The 18138-nt window shown below is 72.0% G+C and carries 17 protein-coding genes; 2 read left to right on the top strand and 15 right to left on the bottom strand.

The window, feature by feature from the left end; all coding sequences use genetic code 11:
* Nucleotides 1-75: 75 nt before the first annotated feature.
* Nucleotides 76-450: a LysM peptidoglycan-binding domain-containing protein gene (locus tag ACIP6W_RS00180; protein WP_066653310.1), complete on the bottom strand. Its 375-nt coding sequence runs from the start codon at nucleotides 448-450 to the stop codon at nucleotides 76-78.
* Nucleotides 451-685: 235 nt separating this feature from the next.
* On the opposite strand from ACIP6W_RS00180, the gene lexA reads away from it, so the two are divergent.
* A complete protein-coding gene (gene lexA, locus ACIP6W_RS00185; protein ID WP_066653301.1) occupies nucleotides 686-1330 on the top strand; it encodes a transcriptional repressor LexA in 645 nt (214 codons plus the stop codon).
* Between the two features lie 195 nt (nucleotides 1331-1525).
* Here lexA and hflX read toward each other — a convergent pair whose 3' ends face one another.
* A complete protein-coding gene (hflX, locus tag ACIP6W_RS00190; protein ID WP_251160849.1) occupies nucleotides 1526-3064 on the bottom strand; it encodes a GTPase HflX in 1539 nt (512 codons plus the stop codon).
* Nucleotides 3065-3125: 61 nt separating this feature from the next.
* Here hflX and ACIP6W_RS00195 point away from each other — a divergent pair, with 61 nt between their 5' ends.
* Nucleotides 3126-3740 (top strand): class I SAM-dependent methyltransferase, encoded by a 615-nt coding sequence (locus ACIP6W_RS00195; protein ID WP_209686045.1) that lies wholly within the window; start codon nucleotides 3126-3128, stop codon nucleotides 3738-3740.
* Nucleotides 3741-4031: 291 nt separating this feature from the next.
* On the opposite strand, the gene dapF is transcribed toward ACIP6W_RS00195, so the two are convergent.
* The 13 genes from dapF to ACIP6W_RS00260 form a co-directional block, all read right to left on the bottom strand.
* Nucleotides 4032-4922: a diaminopimelate epimerase gene (dapF, locus tag ACIP6W_RS00200; RefSeq protein WP_066653297.1), complete on the bottom strand. Its 891-nt coding sequence runs from the start codon at nucleotides 4920-4922 to the stop codon at nucleotides 4032-4034.
* Complete coding sequence (gene miaA, locus ACIP6W_RS00205) at nucleotides 4919-5887, bottom strand: tRNA (adenosine(37)-N6)-dimethylallyltransferase MiaA (protein WP_400427567.1); 969 nt, start codon at nucleotides 5885-5887, stop codon at nucleotides 4919-4921. The genes dapF and miaA overlap by 4 nt, the downstream gene beginning before the upstream one ends.
* Nucleotides 5874-7367 (bottom strand): tRNA (N6-isopentenyl adenosine(37)-C2)-methylthiotransferase MiaB, encoded by a 1494-nt coding sequence (gene miaB, locus ACIP6W_RS00210; protein WP_251154829.1) that lies wholly within the window; start codon nucleotides 7365-7367, stop codon nucleotides 5874-5876. The genes miaA and miaB overlap by 14 nt, the downstream gene beginning before the upstream one ends.
* A 61-nt stretch (nucleotides 7368-7428) precedes the next feature.
* The gene (locus ACIP6W_RS00215) at nucleotides 7429-8532 is read right to left on the bottom strand and encodes a RecX family transcriptional regulator (RefSeq protein WP_400427570.1); all 1104 of its coding nucleotides are present in this window, start codon (nucleotides 8530-8532) and stop codon (nucleotides 7429-7431) included.
* Nucleotides 8529-9587, bottom strand: coding sequence for a recombinase RecA (recA, locus tag ACIP6W_RS00220; RefSeq protein WP_066653287.1), 1059 nt, complete (start codon nucleotides 9585-9587; stop codon nucleotides 8529-8531). Before recA ends, ACIP6W_RS00215 begins: the two co-directional genes overlap by 4 nt.
* A 257-nt stretch (nucleotides 9588-9844) precedes the next feature.
* Nucleotides 9845-10069: a DUF3046 domain-containing protein gene (locus ACIP6W_RS00225; RefSeq protein WP_209686053.1), complete on the bottom strand. Its 225-nt coding sequence runs from the start codon at nucleotides 10067-10069 to the stop codon at nucleotides 9845-9847.
* Nucleotides 10070-10134: 65 nt separating this feature from the next.
* Nucleotides 10135-10443, bottom strand: coding sequence for a helix-turn-helix domain-containing protein (locus tag ACIP6W_RS00230; RefSeq protein ID WP_058742950.1), 309 nt, complete (start codon nucleotides 10441-10443; stop codon nucleotides 10135-10137).
* Between the two features lie 155 nt (nucleotides 10444-10598).
* A complete protein-coding gene (locus ACIP6W_RS00235) occupies nucleotides 10599-11126 on the bottom strand; it encodes a CinA family protein (RefSeq protein WP_400340869.1) in 528 nt (175 codons plus the stop codon).
* A gap of 44 nt (nucleotides 11127-11170) precedes the next feature.
* Entirely contained in the window at nucleotides 11171-11806 is a 636-nt protein-coding gene (gene pgsA / locus ACIP6W_RS00240; RefSeq protein WP_066653285.1) for a CDP-diacylglycerol--glycerol-3-phosphate 3-phosphatidyltransferase, read from the bottom strand.
* Nucleotides 11807-11810: 4 nt separating this feature from the next.
* Nucleotides 11811-14888, bottom strand: a complete 3078-nt coding sequence (locus ACIP6W_RS00245) for a DNA translocase FtsK (RefSeq protein WP_400427573.1) — start codon at nucleotides 14886-14888, stop codon at nucleotides 11811-11813.
* 68 nt (nucleotides 14889-14956) lie between these two features.
* A complete protein-coding gene (locus ACIP6W_RS00250; RefSeq protein ID WP_066653280.1) occupies nucleotides 14957-16204 on the bottom strand; it encodes an ABC transporter permease in 1248 nt (415 codons plus the stop codon).
* Complete coding sequence (locus ACIP6W_RS00255; RefSeq protein ID WP_400427576.1) at nucleotides 16201-16968, bottom strand: ABC transporter ATP-binding protein; 768 nt, start codon at nucleotides 16966-16968, stop codon at nucleotides 16201-16203. The genes ACIP6W_RS00250 and ACIP6W_RS00255 overlap by 4 nt, the downstream gene beginning before the upstream one ends.
* Entirely contained in the window at nucleotides 16965-17984 is a 1020-nt protein-coding gene (locus ACIP6W_RS00260) for an HlyD family efflux transporter periplasmic adaptor subunit (protein ID WP_400427578.1), read from the bottom strand. Before ACIP6W_RS00260 ends, ACIP6W_RS00255 begins: the two co-directional genes overlap by 4 nt.
* Nucleotides 17985-18138: the final 154 nt, after the last annotated feature.

Genomic DNA, 18138 nt, shown 5'->3' on the forward strand with positions numbered 1-18138 from the left:
CCGACGGCGACCGGCCGTCCGGACGGTGGTCAGGCGAGCGCCGACCGGACGGTGGTCAGGCGAGCGCCGACCGGATCAGTTGCCCGCGGTGTACTTGACCGGGATCGCGATCTGCTCGCCGGCCTGCAGCGTCGAACCGTCGAGGGCGTTGAGGCTCACGACGTCCTGCACGAAGTCGCGGGGGTCGGCCTGCGGGGCGGTCTCCTCTGCCAGCTGCCACAGGGTCTCACCCGGCTGCACGGTGACCGTCTCGAAGTGCACGGGAGCACCGGCACGCGAGGAGTCGCCGGCAGAGGCCTGTCCACCGTTCAGCACGGAGAGGGCGACGACGAGGAAGACCGGGAGGGCCGCGACGGTCGTCAGGACGATGCGGCCGCGGCGCGTGATGCGCAGGCGGGTACGGACGGCGGGCGTCGCGGTGCGCTGGTCAGCGATGGCGATGGTGCTCATGTCGTTCTTGCCTTCCCGTTCGGAGGAACCGAAGTCGTGTACCGAACATAGTTTCGAATGCGACCTCGCACAAGTCCCAGGAAGAGATCTGTGCGGGATTTTCTGCCGACACGCTCGAACAGGTGTTTGTCCGGCCCGGAGCGGTCGGATACTGTTTCGATCGACTGGGACGAGTCAAGCGGGGACCACTGACATTCCTGCCCGACCGCCCGGCACCGACGAAGGGCGAGACGACGTGGCGGACGAACTGCGGGTCCAGAAGCCGTTGACGGCGAAGCAGCAGGCGATCCTCGACGCGATCCGCGCGTCGATCGCCAGCCGGGGCTACCCGCCGAGCATGCGGGAGATCGGCGACGCCGCCGGCCTCTCCTCGCTCTCGAGCGTCTCCCACCAGCTCGGCCAGCTCGAGCTCGGCGGCTGGATCCGTCGTGACCCGAACCGTCCGCGCGCGCTCGAGGTCCTGGTCGACGAGCCGACCCCCGACGTCGAGACGCCCGACGTCGACGCCACGACCCTGGTCCCGCTCGTCGGCCGGATCGCCGCCGGTGTGCCGATCACGGCCGAGCAGCACGTCGACGAGATCGTCCCGCTCCCCCGGCAGCTGGTCGGCACGGGTGACCTCTTCATGCTCAAGGTCGTCGGCGAGTCGATGATCGACGCAGCGATCTGCGACGGCGACTGGGTGGTCGTCCGGTCGCAGCAGACCGCGGACAACGGGGACATCGTCGCCGCGATGCTCGACGAGGAAGCGACCGTCAAGGTCTTCCGCCAGCGCGACGGCCACACGTGGCTGCTCCCGCGCAACTCCGCGTTCGAACCGATCCTCGGCGACGCGGCAACCGTCCTCGGCAAGGTCGTGGCGGTCTTGCGCTCGATCTGACGCCGGAACAACGCGGAGCAGCCCGCGCCACGGAATTCCGTGGCGCGGGCTGCTCCGCGTTGTGCGAAGTCACGCCGCACCGTCCGACGGTGCGACGTGGGCGGGCGACCGCACCGTACCGCCGACGGGCCGGACCGGCGCGCCGGAGCCGACCCGTGCCTCCCGGCCGGTGGTGTGGCGCGACCGCCTGCGGGACTACGCCGTCGCGACCGGCGTGACCACGTACGGGTCGAGCTCCGCGACCTGGCGCTGGAAGACGCGCACCCGCAGGCGGGTGCCGTCCTCGACGTAGTCGGTCGTCTCGACCGCACCCGCGTCGTGCAGCGACGACACCAGGTCGCCACGGTCGTACGGGATCACCACCGTCAACTCGACGTCCGGTTCGGGCAGCCGGGCCTCGATCGCGGCGAGGAGCTCCGGGACGCCCTCGCCGGTCCGGGCGGAGACGAACACCGCGTCCGGCACGAGTCCGACCAGCACGAGTCGCTGCGCCTCGTCGATGAGGTCCGCCTTGTTGAACGCGACCACCTCGGGGATGTCCCGCGCTCCGACGTCACCCATCACGTCGCGGACCGTCGCGAGCTGCGCGGAGGGGTCGGGGTGCGACCCGTCGACCACGTGCACGATGACGTCGGCCTCGCCGACCTCCTCGAGCGTGGAGCGGAAGGCCTCGACCAGCTGGTGCGGCAGGTTCCGCACGAAGCCCACCGTGTCGACGAACGTGAACTCGCGGCCGGCGCTGCTCTCGGTCCGGCGCACCGTGGCGTCGAGGGTCGCGAACAGCTGGTTCTGCACCAGGACGCCCGCGCTCGTCAGGCGGTTCAGGAGCGAGGACTTGCCGGCGTTGGTGTACCCGGCGATCGCGACGCTCGGCACCTCGTTGCGGTGCCGGTCGGCGCGCTTGGCCTCCCGGGCCGGTCGGAAGCCCGCGATCTGACGGCGGAGCTTCGACATGCGCGTGTTGATGCGCCGGCGGTCGAGCTCGATCTTCGTCTCACCCGGACCACGGGAGCCCATGCCGGCACCGCCGGAGACCTGGCCACCGGCCTGGCGGGACATCGACTCACCCCAGCCGCGCAGGCGCGGCAGCAGGTACTGCAGCTGGGCCAGCTCGACCTGGGCCTTGCCCTCGCGCGTGGTGGCGTGCTGGCTGAAGATGTCGAGGATCACGGCGGTCCGGTCGATCACCTTCACCTTCACGACGTCCTCGAGCGCTCGGCGCTGGGAGGGGGCGAGCTCCGTGTCCGCGACGACCGTGTCGGCGCCGGTCGCCTTGACGACCATGGCGAGCTCCTCGGCCTTGCCCTTGCCGAGGTAGGTCGCCGGGTCGGGGTTGGGCCGGCGCTGCAGGAGCCCGTCGAGGACCACGGCACCGGCGGTTTCGGCCAGGGCGGCGAGCTCGCGGAGGGAGTTCTCGGCGTCCTGGGCGTCGCCCTGGGGGTACACGCCGATCAGGACGACCCGCTCGAGCCGGAGCTGCCGGTACTCGACCTCGGTGACGTCCTCGAGCTCGGTGGAGAGCCCGGTGACGCGCCGCAGGGCGGCGCGGTCCTCGCGCTCGTACTGGTCGCCGTCGCCGGACCAGCCGTGCTCGTCGACCGATCGTGTCTGGATGGCCTGGGCCGGAGCGAAGATCGCCGACGTGGCCCGGGTCTCGGCATTGCGGAGGACGCGTTCCACGACACCCTCGGCGCTGTCGTCGGATCGTCCGTCGTTCATGGTGGTTTCCGTCATCTTCTCCACAGGGTACCGCCGCCACGCCCGGGACACACGGGCTCGCCGGTACGGTTCTTCCATGGCGAACGAGCACTACTTCTCCGCGAACCCCTCGTCGGAGGCCCGTGAGCGACAGGTGCACGTCACGCTCGCCGGACGGTCGCTCACGCTGTCCACCGCCGCGGGCGTGTTCAGCCCGGACGGTGTCGACCGCGGCACCAGGGTGCTGCTCGGCTCCGTGCCGCCGCCCGCGCCCGAGGGCGACCTGCTCGACATCGGCTGCGGGTGGGGGCCGATCGCGATCACGATGGCGCTCGAGTCGCCGGACGCCCGGGTCTGGGGCGTGGACGTCAACGAGCGGGTCCTCGGTCTCGCGCAGCGCAACGCCGTCGCAGCCGGGGTGTCGAACGTCACCGTCGGGCTGCCGGACGAGCTCCCGGCGGACCTGCGCTTCCGCACGATCTGGTCCAACCCGCCGATCCGGGTGGGCAAGGACGAACTGCACGCCATCCTGCTGACGTGGCTGCCCCGGCTCGAGGTCGGCGGGGACGCTTGGCTGGTGGTGTCGAAGGACCTCGGCGGGGACTCCCTGCAGCGGTGGCTCGGGGACGCGCTCGGGGACGGGTTCGCGGTGTCGCGGGCCACGACCGACAAGGGCTTCCGCGTGATCCGGGTCCGCCGGACCGCCGAGTAGCCCGGGGCAGGGCGCAGGCGGCGGGTCGGGCTGCGCTGGGCTGCGCCCGTACCCGCACGAGACGCCGGCGTCGACGCGAGACGCATCCGGACAGCCGAGACGCCGCAGAGATCGACGGCGTCTCGCACGCATGACGGCGTCTCGAGGACACGCCGGTGTCTCGCGAGCACGCCGGCGCGTCGTCTGCACCTCGCCGTCGCACTGGCACGACGGCGTCCCGCTCGCGCCGGCACGGCGGCAGCGCGGTACCGCGGCAGCGCGGTACCGCGGCACCGCGGCACCGCGGCACCGTCAGACGGTCAGGTCCCCGGAGAACACGAGCTCTGCCGGACCGGCCAGCGCGACGTGCTCGCCGTCCTCCGCCGCGAACATCCGCACGGTGACGACCCCGCCCGGCACCCGCACCCGCCAGGTGTCCGGCGCCGAGGGCCCCGCCCAGTACCGCGTGGCGAGGGCGGCCGCGACCGCACCGGTGCCGCAGGACAGCGTCTCGCCGCTCCCCCGTTCGTGCACGCGCATGGTGATCTCCCCCACACCGTCCTTGACGAGGGGGTCACCGGGCAGCACGAACTCGACGTTCGCGCCCGCTGCGGGCGCCGGGTCGAGGACGGGGACGTACGTCAGGTCGACCTCGGCGAGCTCGTCCTCGGTCGCCACGGCCACGACGACGTGCGGGTTGCCGACGTCGATGCCGAGTCCGGGTCGTGCACCGTCGAGCTCCTTCGCTCGCACGGTGACGTCGTTCGCCCCGCCGCCCTCGATGCCGAGGCCCCAGCGCCCGAGGTCGGCCGAGAAGCCGTTCGTGGTGCGCTGGACGTCGACGAGCCCCTTGCGGCTGCCGACCGTGAGCGTCTCCCCCGGCGCGAGGTCGACGAGCCCGGACTCGGTCAGGTACCGCGCGAAGACGCGGATGCCGTTCCCGCACATCTCGGCGACCGAGCCGTCGGCGTTGTGGTAGTCCATGAACCAGGTGGCGGCGGGTTCGACGGCGACGAGCGTGCGCCCCTCGGGGATCGCCTCCGACCGGACCGCCCGGATGACACCGTCGGCGCCCACGCCGAAGCGGCGGTCGGCGATGGCCCGGATGCGCTCGGGGGTCAGGTCGACCGTTGCGTCGGGGTCGGCGAACAGGACGAAGTCGTTGCCCGTCCCCTGGCCCTTCGTGAAGTGCAGCTCGGTCACGGCACGATCCTACGGGCCGCCGCATGCAGCCCCGCGACGTCGGCGCCGCTGACGTCGACCACCTCGGCGTCGTACCGCTTGAACCAGGACACCTGTCGCCTGGCGTACTTGCGGGTCGCGACCGCCGTCGCCTCCACCGCCTCGGCCGTCGTCGCTCGGCCGTGCAGGACGTCGAGCGCCTGCGAGTACCCGATCGCCGCGCGGGCCGTGCGTCCCTGCTCCAACCCCTCCGCGCAGAGCGCCTCCACCTCGTCGACGAGGCCGTCGGCGAACATCCGCTCGGCCCTCGCGTGCAGGGACGCGACGAGCCCGCTGCGCTCGCGGTGCAGGTGCAGCACCCGAGCCGGTCGCCATGCGCGGGGCGCGGCCGGGAGGCGCGGGGTCACGACCTCGGACCGGCTCGCGATCTCCACGGCCCGGATGAGCCGCCGAGGGTTGCGGGAGTCGACGTCGGCTGCCGCGGCCGGGTCCAGGGCGCGCAGGCGCGCGAGGAGGGCGTTCGGCCCGTGCTCGGCGTGCTCGCGCTCGAGCTCGGCGCGGAGCTCCGGGTCGGTGCCGGGGAAGGCGAGGTCGAACAGCACCGCCGACACGTAGAGCCCGCTGCCGCCGACGAGCACCGCGGTGCCGCCGTCCGCCGTGATCCGTTCGACGTCCGCACGGGCGCCGCGTTGGTAGGCCGCGACGCTCGCCTCGTCGGTCACCGCGAGCACGTCGAGCTGGTGGTGCGGGATGCCCCGCCGCTCCGCGACCGACAGCTTGGCGGTGCCGACGTCCATGCCGCGGTAGAGCTGCATGGCGTCGGCGTTCACGACCTCCGCGGGACGGCCGCTCGCCCGCAGCCGTTCCGCGACGGCGAGGGCGACCTCGGACTTGCCGGTGCCGGTCGCACCGACGACCGCGATCAGGTCGGGGGTACGGTCCTGGCGCGGTCCGACCGCCGCGAGCGGCCGGTCAGCGTCCGACACGGAGGCTCGGCAGCCCGAGCGAGACCGGACGGGGCCCGGCGCCCGGGGCGGACGGGGTCGGCACACCGCAGCTCTCGGCCTGCGCACGGTCCCAGGCGTCACCGGCACGGGTCCGACGGATCCGCAGGGGGCCCTCGTTGTCGGCGATCAGGAAGTGTGGGGCTGCGCGCGTGATCTCGACGGTGACGACGTCGCCGGGACGCGGGACGGCGGAGCCCTGCGGCACGGCGAAGTGCACGAGGCGGGAGTCCTCGGCGCGGCCGGACAGGCGGTGGGTGGTCTCGTCCTTCTTGCCCTCGCCGGTGGCGACGAGCACCTCGACGCTCCGACCGACCTGCTTCGCGTGCTCCTCGGCGGTGATGCGGTCCTGCAGCGCGATGAGCCGGTCGTAGCGTTCCTGCACGACCTCCTTCGGCAGCTGGTTCGGCATCGTCGCCGCCGGCGTGCCCGGACGGATCGAGTACTGGAACGTGAAGGCCGAGGCGAACCGCGACTGCTCCACGACGCGCAGGGTGTCCTCGAAGTCCTCGTCGGTCTCACCGGGGAACCCCACGATGATGTCGGTGGAGATCGCGGCGTCCGGGATCTTCGCCCGCACGCGGTCGAGGATGCCGAGGAACCGCTCGCTCCGGTAGCTCCGACGCATGGCCTTGAGCACCCGGTCCGACCCGGACTGCAGCGGCATGTGCAGCTGGGGCATGACGTTCGGGGTCTCGGCCATGGCGTCGATCACGTCGTCGGTGAACGCGGCCGGGTGCGGGCTCGTGAACCGCACGCGCTCGAGGCCGTCGATCTGACCGGCGGTGCGGAGCAGCTTGCCGAACGCTTGACGGTCGCCGAACTCCACGCCGTAGGAGTTGACGTTCTGCCCGAGCAGCGTCACCTCGATGGCTCCGTCGTCGACGAGCGCCTGGATCTCGGCGAGCACGTCGCCCGGACGACGGTCCTTCTCCTTGCCACGGAGCGACGGGACGATGCAGAAGGTGCAGGTGTTGTTGCAGCCGACGGAGATCGACACCCAGCCGCTGTGCGTGGAGTCGCGCTTGGTCGGCAGCGTCGACGGGAACACGTCGAGCGCTTCGAGGATCTCGATCTGCGCCTCGTCGTTGTGCCGAGCCCGCTCGAGCAGGGTCGGCAGCGACCCCATGTTGTGCGTGCCGAAGACGACGTCGACCCAGGGCGCCTTCTCGAGGATGACGTTCTTGTCCTTCTGCGCCAGGCACCCGCCGACGGCGATCTGCATGCCGGGGTGCGTGCGCTTGATGCCCGCGAGCTGCCCGAGGTTGCCGTAGAGACGGTTGTCCGCGTTCTCGCGCACGGCGCAGGTGTTGATGACGACCACGTCCGCCTGCTCGCCGTCCGACGCGACGTACCCGGCCGCCTGCAGCGACCCGCTCAGGCGCTCCGAGTCGTGGACGTTCATCTGGCACCCGTGGGTGCGGACCTCGTAGGTTCTGGGGCGGGCTTCGACGGTGGCCATGATCGTCCCAGTGTAGGTCGACCGCGGCGTCCGCAGGACGGCCGTCGAGCCCGCCGCCGCGCTACTCGAAGCGGACGGTGCCCCCACCCGAGGGCGAGCGTCGCGGCGGACCGTCGAGCGCCCGCTCCACCGCGATGCGGACGACTCCCGAGCCGTACCCCTTGCGCATCAGGAAGCCGCTCAGGCGCCGCTCGGCAGTCGCACGGTCGAGCCCACGGAGTTGGCGTGCACGCTTCTCAGCGAGCTCCATCGCGCGGACGAACTCGTCGTCGGCGTCGTCCTCCGCGGCCTCGAGCGCCGCGTCGATCGCCGCCTGGTCGATGCCACGGCGCCGCAGCTCGGCGACCACGCCCTGGCGACCGAGGCCCTTGCGCTCGTGCAGCCGGTCCACCAGGTCGGTGGCGAGGGCCACGTCGTCGAGCAGACCCACGCGCACCAGTCGGGCGACTTCGTACTCGACGACGTCGTCGTCGAGGTCCTGCTTCGTCAGCAGCTGCCGCATCTCCGATTCGCTGACCCCCTTGCGCCCGAGCGCGCGCATGCTGACACGCTCGGCATCGGCGCGCTGCTCGTCGAGCGGTCGTGGGGCGTCGGCCGGGTCGATCTCGTCACCGCTGGCGATGGCGAACACCGATGCGCTCGCGGCGTCCGCAGTGTCCTCGTCGTACCCGTGCTGCTCGGCACGTGCACTCCGACCGGAGCCGTCGCCGACGACCGGTGACACCCACTCCGCCTCGGACTGCTGTCCGCGGAACGGGATCGCGGCCGGCACCGGCGGGTCGTCCTCGACGGGCGTCCCCGTCGCCGACCCCGAGCTGGCGGACTCGTCGTTCACCGCGGTGGTCGCCCCCCGGCCGAACCGCCGTTCGTCGTCACCGAGCACCATCGACTCGGGCGCCCAGCCGTCGTCGGACGACCCGGTGCCGCCGGGAACGCCACGCTCCGCGCGCGGAGCCAGATCGACCGGGCTCAGGCTCGGCTCGACCGGGTTCGGCCCGACCGTGCCCGGCCCGACCGTGCCCGGCCTGACCGTGCCCGGCTCGACCGGGCTCGATCGGACAGGTTCCGGCTCCGCCGGCGGGGTGCGTCGACCACGACGGGACCGCGCACCGAACAGGTCGGTGACCGGTGCGAGGCCCTCGTCGTGGTCGTCTGCGCCGGTCACGCGCCCTTGCGCTCCGCCAGCTTCGGCGCGATCGACTCGACCGGAGCATCGGCCTTGGCGCCACCGACGCCGAGCTTCGCGAGGATCTTGCCCTCGATCTCCGCCGCGATGTCCGCGTTCTGGATCAGGAACGAGCGCGAGTTCTCCTTGCCCTGCCCGAGCTGGTCGCCGTCGTAGGTGTACCAGGCACCCGACTTCTTCACGATGCCGTGGTCGACACCGAAGTCGAGCAGCGAGCCCTCGCGCGAGATGCCCGTACCGTACAGGATGTCGAACTCGGCCTGCTTGAAGGGCGGAGCCATCTTGTTCTTCACGACCTTGACGCGGGTGCGGTTACCGACGGCGTCGGTCCCGCTCTTCAGCGTCTCGATGCGACGGATGTCGAGGCGGACCGACGCGTAGAACTTGAGCGCCTTGCCGCCGGCGGTGGTCTCCGGGCTGCCGAAGAACACGCCGATCTTCTCGCGCAGCTGGTTGATGAAGATCATCGTGGTCTGCGTCTGGTTCAGGCCACCGGCGAGCTTGCGCAGGGCCTGGGACATGAGGCGCGCCTGGAGACCCACGTGCGAGTCGCCCATCTCGCCCTCGATCTCGGCACGCGGCACCAGGGCGGCGACCGAGTCGACGACGATCAGGTCGATCGACCCCGAGCGGACGAGCATGTCGGCGATCTCGAGCGCCTGCTCACCGGTGTCGGGCTGCGACACGAGGAGGGCGTCGATGTCGACACCGAGCTTCTTCGCGTACTCGGGGTCGAGCGCGTGCTCCGCGTCGATGAAGGCTGCGATGCCACCCGCGCGCTGCGCGTTCGCGATGGCGTGCAGCGTCAGGGTCGTCTTACCCGACGACTCCGGGCCGTAGATCTCGATGATGCGGCCGCGCGGGAGGCCGCCGATGCCGAGTGCGACGTCGAGCGCGACGGAGCCGGTCGGGATGGTGGCGACCGGCGCGCGCTCGTCCGAGCCGAGACGCATGACCGTCCCCTTGCCGAACTGCCGGTCGATCTGGGCGAGTGCGGTCTCGAGGGCCTTCTCGCGGTCTGCGGGTGATGGCATGGGGTGCTCCTTCGTGCTCGGTGTCGGCCGCCTGTAGGCTGTCGCGTCCACCCCAGCCGGTGGTGCAGGGCTGGTGTTCGGCGACAAGGCTTCGGGCTGTTCCCGATGACCTCGAACCTAGGGCGGGCCACCGACATCACTGCCTGCGACCGCGCGACCTGTGGACGATGGTCCGGGACAGCGCCGATGTGCAGGAACCTAGCACCGATCGAACACGCGTTCGAGCAACACGCCGAACACAGTTTCGGACGACGGAGTCAGTCGCGCGGCTCCGCCAGGCCCTTGCCGTGCCGCTTGTCCAGCGGGACGTCCTGGGAGTCACAGAGTGCTTCCCACACCCGCCTGGCGTCGATGCCCGCGTCGAGCGCGTCCGCCGCCGAACGTCCACCGAGCTCCTCGAGCACGACGTCGCGGGACACCACGGCGCCGTAGGCCTCCCCGAACACCTGGTCGACGGCTCGCCAGAACTCACTCACGCGCATCGGTCCAGCGTAACGACGAACGCCCCCGCCGGCGGACCGGCGAGGGCGTTCGAGGGGGTGGTGCGTCAGCGCACCGCGAGGTCGTTGTCGAACTCGGCGACGAGGTCGTCGGGCAGTGTGTCGGGGACCGGGGTGAGCCCCTCGACGACTGCGAGACGGTCGCCCACCTCGCGCATGATGGTCGAGATCGGGGTGTCGAGGGCATCCGCGACCGAGGCGAGGATCTCGGAGCTGGCCTCCTTCTGCCCACGCTCGACCTCACTGAGGTACCCGAGCGCGACACTGGCCTTGGATGCGACCTGACGGAGGGTCCGGCCCTTCTGCAAGCGGAAGTCCCGAAGCACGTCGCCGATCTCCTGACGAACGAGAACCATGTGGACTCCTCCTTCCTGTCGTCTCCGCGCCCGCCCGGTCCGGGTGACCTGGGGTCGGGTTCAGCAACAGTAGCGTTGCCGTTCGCAGCATGCTAACCACGCCGGCTGCCGTCCTGCTGGAGATTGCGTGGGATGTAACCCAGTGGCAACAGGACCTATTCCCCGCTGTCGACCTCGGTCGTCATCCGTGCCAGGAGTTCGGAGACGGTGGCCGAGCGGATTGCTGCCCGGTCCCCCTCGAGGTGCAACTCCGTCGCGACACTGCGTTCCGCGGATGCGATGCCGACGAAGACGGTGCCCACCGGCTTGCCGTCCTGCGGGTCCGGTCCGGCGACGCCGGTCGTGCTGATCCCCCACGTGGCGGGGACGCCGTCCACCGCCAGGGCCGTCCGGACGCCCGAGGCCATCTGCCGTGCAACCTCCGGGTCGACCGCGCCGTTCGACGCGAGCAGGTCGGCGTCGACCCCGAGCACCGTCGCCTTCACCGGCGTGGCGTAGGCGACCACCCCGCCGCGGACGACGGCGCTGGCCCCGGGGACGCCCACGAGCGTCGCGACGACGAGTCCGCCCGTGAGGGACTCGGCGACCGCGACGGTCTCGCCCCGGGCGGTCAGGACACCGACGAGCGCGCGCGCGAGTTCCTCGTCCGACACCGACCCCGACTGCGACCCCGACCCCGGCATCGACGACCGACCCGTCGGACCGGCGGCCCCGGTACCGGCCGACGTCATGCTGCTCGGCGGTTGTGCTTCCAGGCCTGCCACAGGTAGTCCGCCCCGCTGAGCACCGTCGCGAGGAGCGCCGCCGTCATGAGGATGCCGTTCACCCAGTGCGCCAGGTCACCGACGACGTTCCACCACGGGAACAGTGCGAGCGTGATCGCGACGGCCTGCAGCACGGTCTTGATCTTGCCGCCGCGGCTCGCCGGGATGACCCGGTCGGACAGCACGGCGAAGCGGAACACGGTGATGCCGATCTCCCGGAGCATGATCAGCACCGTGACGATCCACGGCAGCTCACCCAGGATCGACAGCGCGACGAGGGCACCGCCGATCAGGACCTTGTCGGCGATCGGGTCGACGAGCTTGCCGAAGTCCGTGACCAGGTTCTGGCGTCGGGCGATGATGCCGTCCGCGCTGTCCGTGACGATCGCGACGACGAACACGACGGCCGCCCAGACGCGCAACGACGTGTCCTGGCCGCCGTCGGAGAGCAGCATCACGAAGAAGAGCGGCGCCATGAGGATGCGCACCACGGTGATGATGTTGGCGACGTTCGCGGTCGATGCCGGGCCGTCCCCCTTGCGGAGCAACCGTCCGCGCCAGGGGAACCGAGCCCCGTGTGTGGTCTCCGAGCTGGTCACGTGCTCACTCCCTGCCCGTCAGTCCCCATGCGTCCTCGTCCGGTCCGTCGTCCTCGACCTCAGGGTACCCGCGGGTCATGTCCGCCACCGGGTCCGAGCCGTACCGGTCGTCGTCCTGACCACCGGCACCCGCCCCGGCGGGTCCGGCAGGAGCCCCGGAGCCGGCCGCAGCCGGAGCCGGGTCGGCCCCGGCGACGGAGGTCGTGCCTCCCGGCCGGACCGACGGCGGTCCGTCGGCAGCCGGAGCAGCCGGCGGCTCCTCGCCCCGGAGCTTCGCGAGCACGCCCGGGAGCTGGTCGGGCGTGACGAGCACGTCGCGGGCCTTCGACCCCTCGGACGGCCCCACGATGTCACGCGACTCCATGAGGTCCATCAGTCGGCCCGCCTTCGCGAAGCCGACGCGGAGCTTGCGCTGCAGCATCGAGGTCGAGCCGAACTGGGTCGAGACGACCTGTTCGACCGCGGCGAGCAGGAGCTCGAGGTCGTCGCCGATGTCGGCGTCGATCTCCTTGCGCTCCACCACGGCCTGGACGTCCTGCCGGTACTCGGGGCGCGCCTGGCGCGTGACGTGCGCGACGACCTCGGCGACCTCGCTCTCCTGCACCCAGGCACCCTGCACACGGACGGCCTTCGACGAGCCCATCGGCAGGAAGAGCCCGTCACCCTGCCCGATGAGCTTGTCGGCGCCCGGCTGGTCGAGGATGACCCGCGAGTCGGTGACGCTCGTGACCGCGAAGGCCACGCGCGACGGGACGTTCGCCTTGATGAGACCGGTGATGACGTCGACCGAGGGCCGCTGCGTCGCGAGCACCAGGTGGATGCCGGCGGCACGGGCGAGCTGGGTGATCCGGACGATCGACTCCTCGACGTCCCGAGGGGCGACGAGCATGAGGTCCGCGAGCTCGTCGACCACGACGAGCAGGTACGGGTACGGCTTGAGCTTCCGCTCGCTGCCGGCGGGCAGGACGATCTCGTCGTTCTGCACGGCCTTGTTGAAGTCGTCGACGTGCCGGAACCCGAACGACGCCAGGTCGTCGTACCGCATGTCCATCTCCTTCACGACCCACTGCAGCGCCTCGGCGGCCTTCTTGGGGTTCGTGATGATGGGCGTGATGAGGTGCGGGACCCCGGCGTAGATCGACAGCTCGACGCGCTTCGGGTCGACGAGGACCATGCGGACCTCGGACGGCTTCGCGCGCATCAGCAGCGAGGTGATCATCGAGTTGATGAACACCGACTTGCCGGAGCCCGTGGAGCCGGCGACGAGCAGGTGCGGCATCTTCGCCAGGTTCGCGACGACGAAGCCGCCCTCGACGTCCTTGCCGACGCCGATGGTCATCGGGTGCTTCGACTTCGTGGCCGCGCCGGAGCGCAGGACGTCGCCGAGGGAGACGATCTCGCGGTCCGTGTTCGGGATCTCCACGCCGATCGCGCTCTTGCCCGGGATCGGCGACAGGATGCGGACCTCGTTCGACGCGACGGCGTACGACAGGTTCTTCGACAGCGCCGTGACGCGCTCGACCTTCACACCGGGACCGAGCTCGATCTCGTAGCGCGTGACCGTCGGTCCGCGCGAGAACCCCGTGACCTTCGCGTCCACCTTGAACTCGGTGAGCACGCCGGTGATCGCCGCCACGATGTCGTCGTTCGCCTGGCTGCGGGCGACCGAGGGGGTGCCGGCGCTGAGGGTGGTGGCTGCGGGCAGGCGGTACGGGGCTGCCGGGTCCTCGTCGGCGGCGGTCGCGGCGGGCAGGCCGTCGTCAGCGGCCTCGGGCTCGGGCGCCGTCGGCGAGACCACCGGGGAGACCCCGGCGTCGGGCCGGGCGACCGCCGCGGGCTGCTCGGGCACCGGGGTGCCGAAGTCGCGGAGGGCCTGTTCGGCGACGGCGAGGTCCTGCTCGACCTCCTGTGCGCCGTGCACGTCGTCGTGCTCGACCGAGTCGTTGAGGTTCACCGAGGCGGGCACCACGGGCGTGTGGTCCACGAGTCCGGCGGCCGCGCCCGCGTTCGCGCCGGAGGCCGGAGCAGCGGCACCGGCAGCGGCACCTGCAGCCGTACCGGCACCGACGCCGACTCCGGCACCGGTTCCGCGGTCGGGCACGGCCTGCGTCGCCGACGCGGGCAGCACGGGGCTGTCGTACGCCGGGTCCTCCTCGCGACCGGACTTGTTCCGGCGCCACCACGGGACGGTGCTCTCGGCGTCCTCGCTGCCGGCAGCCTGCTCGTCCTCGAACCCGAGGTCCTCGAACAGCGGGAAGTCGGTCTGGTCCTTCGTGCGGCGCTTCGACGTCCGTGCTCGGGACGCTGCCGGAGCGGCGTCCGCCTCGGTGGCGGGTTCGTCCTCGGCCACGGGGGCCGGCGCACCGAACAGGTACGCGTACAGCTCGTGGAGGCGGCGTCCGGTCTTGTTCGGCGGGGTCTTCGTGATGATGAAGAGCGACAGCACGAGCAGCACCACCGCGACCGGCACCGCGACCCACACGGTGGCGACCGCGACGAGCCAGCTGATCACCACCCAGCCGAGGACACCACCGGCGGCGGCCAGGGCGACCATGCCGTCGGACGCGCTCGGCTGCCCGCCGAACACGTGGCAGAGCGACGCGATGGAGACGAGCATCAGCCCGAGACCGATGCCGATCCGGGTGTTGTCGTGCACCGACGCCGGGTGGCGGAAGAGCCATCCGGCGAAGACGATCATGATGACGGGCAGTGCGACCGCCAGTCGCCCGAAGAGCCCGCCGAACGTGTAGGCGTCGAGCGTGACGGACACCGGGTTCGTGGGGTTGAGCCACTCGACGACACCGCCCGCGAGCGCGAGCACGAACAGGAGGAACGGGAAACCGTCGCGTCGTTCGTCCTTGGCGAGGGTCTCCTTGCCGAGCAGCCGGAACAGTGCTCCGACGCCGTGCGCCATCGCGAGCCATGCGGTCACGACGGGGTTCTGCTCGCGGAACACCGGGGTGGGTGCCGCCTGCGGCAGCTTCTTCGTCGTGGCCTGCGTGCGCGACGTACCGCGCGACCCGCTCCCGCGGGACGACGTGGACGCGCGCGAGCGCGTGGTCGACTTGGTGCCTCCGGCCATGCGACGGAGCCTAATCCCCGCTCGGGACATTCCGTGGATGCCCCGCCGCGACCGGACGCCCTCCGCGCTCAGTACCGGATCGCGTCGATGACCTTGACCCGGACCGCCACGATCGCGGGCAGGAACCCGGCGAGCGCCCCGACGAGCAGCGCCGAGCCGACACCGATCAGCGCCGCCTCGACCGGGAAGGGCGCTCCCCCGACGTCGACCCCGCTCGTGATCAGCCCCCGGACGGTCTCGTTCCCGAGCACCGCCGCGCCGACCATGACGCCGATCCCGCCGGCGACCAGCGTCCCCAGCACGTTCTCGAGCAGCACGGCGACGAAGATGCGTCCGGCGGTCGCACCGACCCCGCGTCGGATGCCGATCTCGCGGATCCGCTGCCGGACGCTCACCAGCGACACGTTGAGCAGCCCGAGCCCGCCGAGCACCAGGACGAGGACGGCGACCCCGGCGATCACCCAGCGCAGCGCACCGAGCGGGTCGCCGTCGACCGAGCCGGCCGCGTCGGAACGGTTCGCGTCGACGGTCCACCCGGGGCCGAGCGCCCGCTCGGCGTCCGATGCGATCCGTCCGGCGACCGCCTTCCCGTCGCTCTCCGGTACCCACACCTCGAACAGCCGCTGCGAACCGTCGTCGGGTGCGGCCTCCGCGCTCGACGTCGCGACCGACCGCGCCAGCTGGTAGAACATCGGCTCGGTGTCGTACTCCGAGGACACGTACCGGCCGATCACGACCGCGGTGACGTCGGGCGTCCCCGGCAGGCGCACGACCGGGTGCGTGACGACGTCCGGGCTGCCGAGACGGTCGAGGAACGCCTGGTTGACGACGAGCGCCGGCGCGAGTCGATCCCGGTCGTCCTCGGTGAACCACGCGCCGTCGTCGACGCGGACGCGGTGCATCTCGGCGTACGCGGGGTCGACGGTGACGCCCTGGGCCAGGGTGACCCCGTCGGGGAACTGCACGGGGCGCTGCGTCCACGACGCCTCGGTCGAGAACCGGACGTGGTAGCGCTCGGCGCCGGCGCGGAGTTCCCGGTCGAGCGCCGCAGCGTCGGCCGCGGCAGCGGCACCCGTGCCGTCCCCCGTGGCCGAGGACGAGCCGGTGACCTGGTAGGTCGCCGGCCGTCCGCCGTACTGCTCGTTGAAGGCGGCGGTCACCCGCTCGGCGAGCGACCCGAACCCGACGACGACCGCGAGCGACGCCACCGCGATCGTGACCCCGATCAGGCTGAGCACGACCCGGCCGCGGTGCACGCGGAGCTCCTGCCAGGACTCGACGAACGTCCCGACGACGGTGGTGAGGAGCCGGTTCACGCCGCCACCCCCGGCCGCTCGACGGAGGCGGACTCGGACGCGGAGGCGGACCCTGACGCGGAGGCGGACGCGGTAGCGGACGCTGCCGTGTCGACGACGAGCCCGTGGTCGATCCGGTGGACGACGTCCGCCCGTGCTGCGACCGCGGTGTCGTGGGTGATGGTGACGAGCGCCGCGCCGGTCTCGGCCGCGACGGTCTCGAGCAGCTCCATGACCACGCGGCCGGTGTCGACGTCGAGTGCACCGGTCGGCTCGTCGGCGAGGATGAGCCGCGGCGACCGGACGAGTGCCCGGGCGATGGCGACGCGCTGCTGCTCCCCGCCGGAGAGCCGGTGCGGCTGCGTGTCGGCACGGTCGGCGAGGCCCACCCGGTCGAGCATCTCCAGTGCCAGGCGACGACGGGACCAGAACGCCCGGCCGGTCGCGTAGAGCAACGGGACCTCGACGTTCTCGACCGCGGTGCGACCCTGCAGCAGGTTGAACTGCTGGAAGACGAAGCCGACGTCCGCGCCGCGCACCCGGTCGCGTCGGACCGAGCCGGCACGGCCGACGTCCCGCCCGTCGAACTCGTGCATCCCCTCGCTCGGGGTGTCGAGCAGGCCGAGGACGTTGAGCAGGGTCGACTTGCCCGAGCCCGAGCGGCCGACGATGGCGACGCGGCTGTCCGCCTCGACGTCGAGGTCGACACCGCGCAGGATCTCCAGCGTGGAGCCGTCGGGGAGCGGGACGGACTTCCGGAGGTCGCGGACGTGCACGAGGCTCATCCGGTCACCACCGCGCCGTCCTCGGCGAACTCGTCCTCGGGCTGCGCCTCCTTGCCGGGGACGAACTGCAGGACGGTCTCGCCCTCGGTCAGCCCTTCACGCACCTCGACCGTCTCGCCGTCGTTGAGGCCGAGGGCGACCTGGCGTTCGGAGCGCTTCCCGTCGTCGTCGACGACGGTGACGACGCCGCGCTGCGCGGTCCCCTGCACGGCGGTCGTCGGGAGCGTCAGCACGCCCTCGGCCGAGCCCGCGGACACGGCGACCGTGACCTCGAGCCCCGGGAACACGGTGACGTCCCCGGGGACGTCGCACCGCAGCTGCGTCGCACCGTCGGCACCCGAGGAGCCCCCGCCACCGTCCGCACCGTCGGCACCCGCGTCCGACGGCTCGCCCGCCGCCGAGGCGGACGCGGAGCTGAGCGCGAGGTTCGTGCAGGTGAAGGGCGCCGGCCCGTCCGTGATCGTCACGGTCGCCTCGGAGGGGCGCGAGGTGAGTCGGTAGAGCTGCGCGGCCTCGAGCGTCGCGGTCACACGGTACGACTCCGGGGCGACCCGGGCGACGGTGTCACCGATCGCGACGGGCTGCTTCGCCACCAGGTCGAGTCCGGACACCGTGCCGGACGACGAGGCGACGACGGTCGCGAAGGTCACGGATGCCGGCGAGGGCTCGCCGTCCTCGGTCGTGCCCTCCGCCGGGGTCTCGACCCGCAGGTCGATGATCGGCGCGCCCTGCTCGACGTGCGTGCCGTTCGTCACGAAGACCCGGTTGACGGTGCCCTCGGCGGTGGAACGCACCGGCGTCGCGGCGACGGACTCGACGTGACCGGTCGCCTCGACGTCGTTGACGACGTCCCCCGTCTCGACGGTGACGGTCGGGTCCTCCAGCTGCGCGGTCGGGGTCGTCTCCTCGCCCTCGGGCTGCGCCGCGAAGAAGGCGAGGCGGACGAGGGACACCGCGATGGCGGCGAACACGAGGAACTTCAGGCCGGGCCACACCCAGCGACGCAGGACGGTCACCCTGGGACGGTATTGGCTGACATACCGAGGGAGCATCAGCCTGTGGGATGACGCAGGTCGGCCACCCGGCCGGTCGCGCGGTGGACGCCCGTCCGCACCACGGGGTGCAACGCGGCCGGGAGGCACGGCGAGCGTTCCCGGGGAACGCTCGCCG

This window comes from Curtobacterium sp. NPDC088465, assembly GCF_044753165.1.
Classification (GTDB): domain Bacteria; phylum Actinomycetota; class Actinomycetes; order Actinomycetales; family Microbacteriaceae; genus Curtobacterium.